Genomic DNA, 5,419 nt, shown 5'->3' on the forward strand with positions numbered 1-5,419 from the left:
GTGCGCAGGCGCTCGCGGCAGGCCCGAGCGTACGGCGTATAGACCCGATAGCAATCGCCCTTGCCGGTCAGGACGGTGCCGGGCCGCAGCAGCGAGGCGCCATGATGCAGCGTCCAGTCCACGCCCAGGGCCTGCAGGCGGGCGGCGACCGCGGCATCGCGGCGGCGTTCGTTGACGGCCCATTCGGCGTTGGCGTGGACCTGGCCGATGGCGTGGGTGCGGCAGAAATCGGCCAGCGCGTCGGGCGCGTCGCGCCAGTCAGGCACGGTCAACAGCCGCAGCGGAATACCCAGGAGGGCGAGTTCGCGCGATAGTTCGCGCAGATTGCGCAGCCAGAAATCGACCTTGGCCGGCGCGTCGCCGTGCAGCCGCCATTGCCCGGGCGCGGCCAGGAACAGCGCGGTGACCGTGCCGGCTTCGGCGGCCGCGGCCAGGGCGGGATTGTCGTGCGCGCGCAGGTCGGTGCGCAGCCAGAGCAGCGTGTTCATGGGCGGTCCAGGGCAGGGAGGCGGCGAGGCTGGCATTCTATATTGCGCCCGCCGCGCGGGCTCGCCGGCAGGGCGGGCTTGGAAGACGATGTAAAAACTACGAGTAGATGTGTCCTGGCCTGGACAGGCCGGCGCAGCGGGCCACACAGGGGAATCGGCGCGGCGCGGCCCAATCGCGGCGCTTTGCGGTCAAACCATGAAACACGCTGGCGCGCCGGGCATATTGACGTCGCCTGAGCCCCGCCATGTAATTCAAATAAACGACTAGAGCAAGATGAACGCTATGGGAAATCTGATGGACCTACGCCCGTCTTTTTTGAGGGGCCGCACACCCGCAGGCAATTCGTCGCGCGACGTTTTGCAAAAGCTCTGGCGCTCGGTGGATCTGCCCGATGAATCGCTGGACCACGTGGTGTTGACTGGCGCCGACCCGGTACTCCCATCGTCCTTCGCCGTCGGCGCGGCGGCGCAGGCCAGCATGGCCGCGGCCGCGCTGGCTGCGGCCGAAGTCTGGAATTTGCGCGGCGGCGCCAGGCAGCAGGTGGCCGTCGACATGCTGCACGCGGCGCAGGAGTGCCGCAGCCACTACACCATCAACGGCATCACCCCCAATCCCTGGGACCCCATTACCGGCCTTTACCACTGCGGCGACGGCGGCTGGGTTCGCATCCACGCCAATTTTGCCCATCACCGCGATGGCGCCCTGGCGCTCTTGGGCTGTCCCGCCGGCGAGGACACCACCCGCGCAATGGTGGAGCGCGCCTTGGGGCGCTGGAAAGCCCTGGATTTCGAGCAGGTGGCCGCGGACGCGGGCCTGCCGGTGGCAGCCATGCGCAGCTTCGACGAATGGGACCGCCACCCGCAAGCCGCGGCGGTCGCCGCACAGCCCTTGCTCACCATCGAGCGCATCGGCGAAGCGGATCCGCGGCCCTTGCCCAAATACGGCAACGGCGCCCGGCCGCTCAAGGACATTCGCGTGCTGGACCTGACCCGCATCATCGCCGGGCCCGTCTGCGGGCGGGCGCTGGCGGCATACGGCGCCGACGTGATGCTGCTCAACTCGCCGCATCTGCCCAACATCGACAACATCATCGACACCAGCCGCGGCAAGCTGTCCGTGCTCGCCGACCTCGATACGGCCGACGGCCGCATCGCGCTGGGCAACCTGTTGCGCAGCGCGCACGTGTTCGTGCAGGGCTACCGCCCCGGCGGCATGGCCGCGCTGGGCTTTGGCCCGCAGGACGCGGCGCGCATCCGCCCTGGCATTGTTTACGTGTCGTTGTCGGCCTATGGCGACAAAGGCCCTTGGGCCGGCCGGCGCGGCTTCGATTCCCTGGTGCAGACCGCAACGGGCTTCAATCATGCCGAGGCGCAGGCCGCGGGCCAGGACGCGCCCAAGCCCATGCCCCTGCAGATCCTGGACCATGTCTCGGGCTACCTGATGGCCTTCGGCGCGCAGGCCGCGTTGGCCCGGCAGGCAACCGAAGGCGGCAGTTGGCATGTGCGCGTGTCGCTGGCGCAAACCGCGCATTGGCTGCGCGGCCTGGGCCGCGTCGAGCGCGGCCTGGCCTGTCCTATGCCGGGCTTCGAAGGCTTGCTGGAAACCGAGCCCTCCGGTTTCGGCGAGCTGGCGGCCTTGCGCCACGCCGCGCAGTTCTCGGAAACCCCGGCCCGCTGGACCCGTCCGTCCAGCCCTCCGGGCACCCATCCTCCAGTCTGGCCGTTCAATTAAGGCCGCGGGCGCACGTCAGCGCGCCATGAGACGCTTGCCCCCGGAGCGGGCGGCCTCTTCGGGCCGGGGATGCCTCCTCGGTTCCGTCCCATCTTGACGAAAGCGCCGTAACACGGCCCGCCGGGCGTGTCTGTTCGACACGGCCCGCGTCCCCAGCGTTCAGCCATGCCTGAACCACATCCATCGCCTTTTCCCGCTAGTCCTGCCTGACGTCCGTTGTACGCGGATTGATCGAGTATTCAGGTTTTCTGTTTTTGAATCAATAAATTACATATTGATATCAACAGTTATATAAATAGCATGTCGTCATATTTTGTCATTTTTTTAATAACAACACGAACCCCTCGGGCAAGGATCGCTGCAAGCGCGCATGCGATTTCGTCCTGGATCTGAGCCAGAACGGATACGCCCATGCCGCCCTTCAGTAGTTTGGCGACTTTGCCTGGCCGGCACACCCCCGGCCCGCGGGATTCTTCAAGACAAGGTCATGACGATGCTGAAACCAACCAAGTCATTTGCTTGGCGGAGATCGGCCGCAGGCCAAGCCCGAAAGGCGCTATGCATGGCGCTTTCGGCTTTCCTGCTGTTCCAGGGATGCGCGGCGCCGCTAGCCGGCGAATTGCGTAAGCCGCTACCCAGTTCCGAAGGTACTGCTCCCCTCGCAGCAGCCAGGGCCGAAGCGGCCGGGGAATCGCCGGACCCGGATGCCGCACAGGCGCGGGCCCGGGCGCGGGCCGCGGACGGGCTGGATCCCGCGCCCGACCTGGAGGGCCGCCCCTTGCCAGCCAATCCCAACCAAATGGCGAGCGGCGACGCCAGATCGCTGGCTGGCGGCAAGGCCACTGGCGAAGCGAAGCGCGTGGCGGAAAACTGGCTGGGCCAGTTCGGCACCGCCAGGCTGGACCTGTTGGGCAGCTTTCATGGGGGCGCCCTGGACATGTTGTTCCCGCTGCACGATTCCGGGACGGGTCTGATTTTTTCCCAACTCGGCGCACGCCGGACCAACCTGCTGCAAGAGTCCTATCGGACCACGGTCAACCTCGGGATGGGATACCGCCATTTCGCCGACGGCTTCATGGTCGGTGGCAACGCCTTCCTGGATCAGGACGTTTCGCGCGGCCATCGGCGGCTGGGCCTGGGCGGCGAGTGGTGGGCGGACTATCTCAAGCTCAGCATGAACGGCTACTTCCGGCTGAGCGACTGGAAGCGTTCGCCGGATGTGCGGGACTACCAGGAACGCCCGGCCAGCGGCTGGGATATCAGGACCGAAGGCTATCTGCCTTGGTATCCGCAGCTGGGCGGCAAGCTGATGTTCGAAAAGTACTACGGCGATGAGGTCGGCCTGTTCGGCGCCAGCAGCCGGCAAAGGAATCCCCGCGCCTGGACCCTGGGAGTTTCGTATACGCCTGCGCCGGCCGTCACGTTGGGTTTGGACCATCGCATGGGGCAGGGCGGAAAGTCCGACACCAGTTTCAAGCTGGGCCTGAAGTACGCGCTCGGCGTACCCCTGGCCAAGCAGATGCAGCCCGGCGAAGTGGCTGACAGCCGCAGGCTCGCCGGCATGCGCATGGATCTGGTGGAGCGGAACAACGAAATCGTCCTGGAATACAAGAAGAACGACGCCATGACGATACAGCTGCCGTCGGCCGCTGCCGGCTATCCGCAAACGGTCGTCAGTTTCCCGGTCTCGCTGGCGGGCGCGGATGCCGCGCCCAGGATCGAATGGTCCGGTTCCGCGGCGGCATTCGCCATGCCATACAGCGGCGGTGCGTCGGGATCCTTGACGCTGCCGGACTACCGCAGCGACGGTATCAACCGCTATCAGTTGATGGCGTCCGCGATCGACGCGCATGGCCGCAAGATAAGTTCCAACATCATGACCGTGAGCGTCAATGCGCTCAGCGTTAGTGTCGCCCGCTCCAAGGCCGCGGCCCTCGCGGACGGCGTGGACAGCGTCAAGTTCACGGCCCTGATACGCGGCGTCCAGGCCGAACCCATGGCGGGGCGCGTTGTGGCGTGGACGCTGAAGGGACCCGGTGCGATCAAGGAATCCTCGGACCGGACCGACGCCGATGGCATGGCGTACGCCACGGTCAGCAGCAAGGTCGCCGCGCAGGTCGAGGTCGAAGCGGTGGAGGCCCAGGGATTCAAGGGCAAGAACCAGGCGGAGTTCCTCGACGACCTGAACGCGGCGGCTGTCGCGCAGCTGGACGTGGCGCCTGCCTCCATTCTTGCGGATGGCAAGGACAAGGCGGTCCTGAAGGCGACGGTCAAGGATCGCCATGGCAATGCCGTGGGGGCCGGTATCGCGGTCAACTGGACGGCCACGAACGGCCAGCTTTCCAGCGCTCGCAGCGAGACCGACGCGAGCGGCATCGCCGTCGTCGAACTGCAATCCGCCACGACGCCGGGCATCGCCCGCATCACGGCCAAGACGCGGGGCGCGGATCCGGGCAAGACGGGCGCCGTGAACTTTCTCATCGACCTTTCAGGCGCGCGGGTTACCCAGTTGACCCCCAGCAAGACCGCCGGCCTGGCTGACGGCGCCGACACCGTGACCTTCATGGCCACGGTTGAAGATGCGTACGGCAACCCCGTGGGCGCGGGCGTAGCGGTCAACTGGGCCGCCAGCCTGGGTATGCTTGCCGCGGCGGTCAGCAGCACGGACGCCAACAGCCAGGCCGCGCTCGTGTTGACCGCGCCGACGACTGCCGGCACGGCGACTGTTACGGCCAAGGCCGCGGGCGGCGACACGGGCAAAAGCGCCATCGTGACCTTTGCGGCTGACCTGTCCAGCGCGCGCGTGGTCGCGCTCAGTTCCAGCAAGGCCGTTGGGCTGGCCAACGGTACGGATACCGTGACCCTTACGGCCACGGTTGCGGATGCCCGGGGCAATCCTGTAGGAGCCGGGGTTGCAGTCAACTGGGGTACCAGCGGAGGGCTGCTCGCCAGTGTTGCCAGCATCACCGACGCCAACAGCCGGACCACGGTCGAGCTGACTGCGCCGACCGAGACGGGCGCCGCGACCGTCACCGCCAAGTGCGCAGCGGGCAGTTCCTCGAAGGGCGCAAGCGGAGATGCGGGTAAGACCGTGACCATCACCTTCACGGCAGACGCGTCCAGCGCCCATGTGATCGGGCTTGCACCGAGCAAGATGGCGGGCGTGGCTGACGGCATGGATAGCGTGATTCTCACAGCC

General features: G+C 66.9%; 3 protein-coding genes. 2 read left to right on the forward strand and 1 reads right to left on the reverse strand.

Annotation, left to right across the window (positions count from 1 at the left end):
* The coding region (locus WBB14_RS10195) for a deoxyribodipyrimidine photo-lyase (RefSeq protein ID WP_424239719.1) at positions 1-488 on the reverse strand (488 nt) is incomplete at its 3' end.
* A 283-nt stretch (positions 489-771) separates the two neighbouring features.
* Here WBB14_RS10195 and WBB14_RS10200 point away from each other — a divergent pair.
* Both WBB14_RS10200 and WBB14_RS10205 read left to right on the forward strand, forming a co-directional pair.
* Complete coding sequence (locus tag WBB14_RS10200) at positions 772-2,220, forward strand: CoA transferase (protein ID WP_424239721.1); 1,449 nt, start codon at positions 772-774, stop codon at positions 2,218-2,220.
* A 562-nt stretch (positions 2,221-2,782) separates the two neighbouring features.
* Positions 2,783-5,419: inverse autotransporter beta domain-containing protein (locus WBB14_RS10205; RefSeq protein ID WP_424239720.1), on the forward strand; the 2,637-nt coding region annotated here is incomplete at its 3' end.

Source organism: Achromobacter sp., from assembly GCF_049647645.1.
In the GTDB taxonomy this organism is placed as follows: Bacteria; Pseudomonadota; Gammaproteobacteria; order Burkholderiales; family Burkholderiaceae_B; genus Achromobacter.

Coding starts and splice junctions, on each gene's coding strand:
- WBB14_RS10200 (WP_424239721.1), top strand. CDS start 772: ATGGGAAATCTGATGGACCTACGCCCGTCTTTTTTGAGGGGCCGCACA.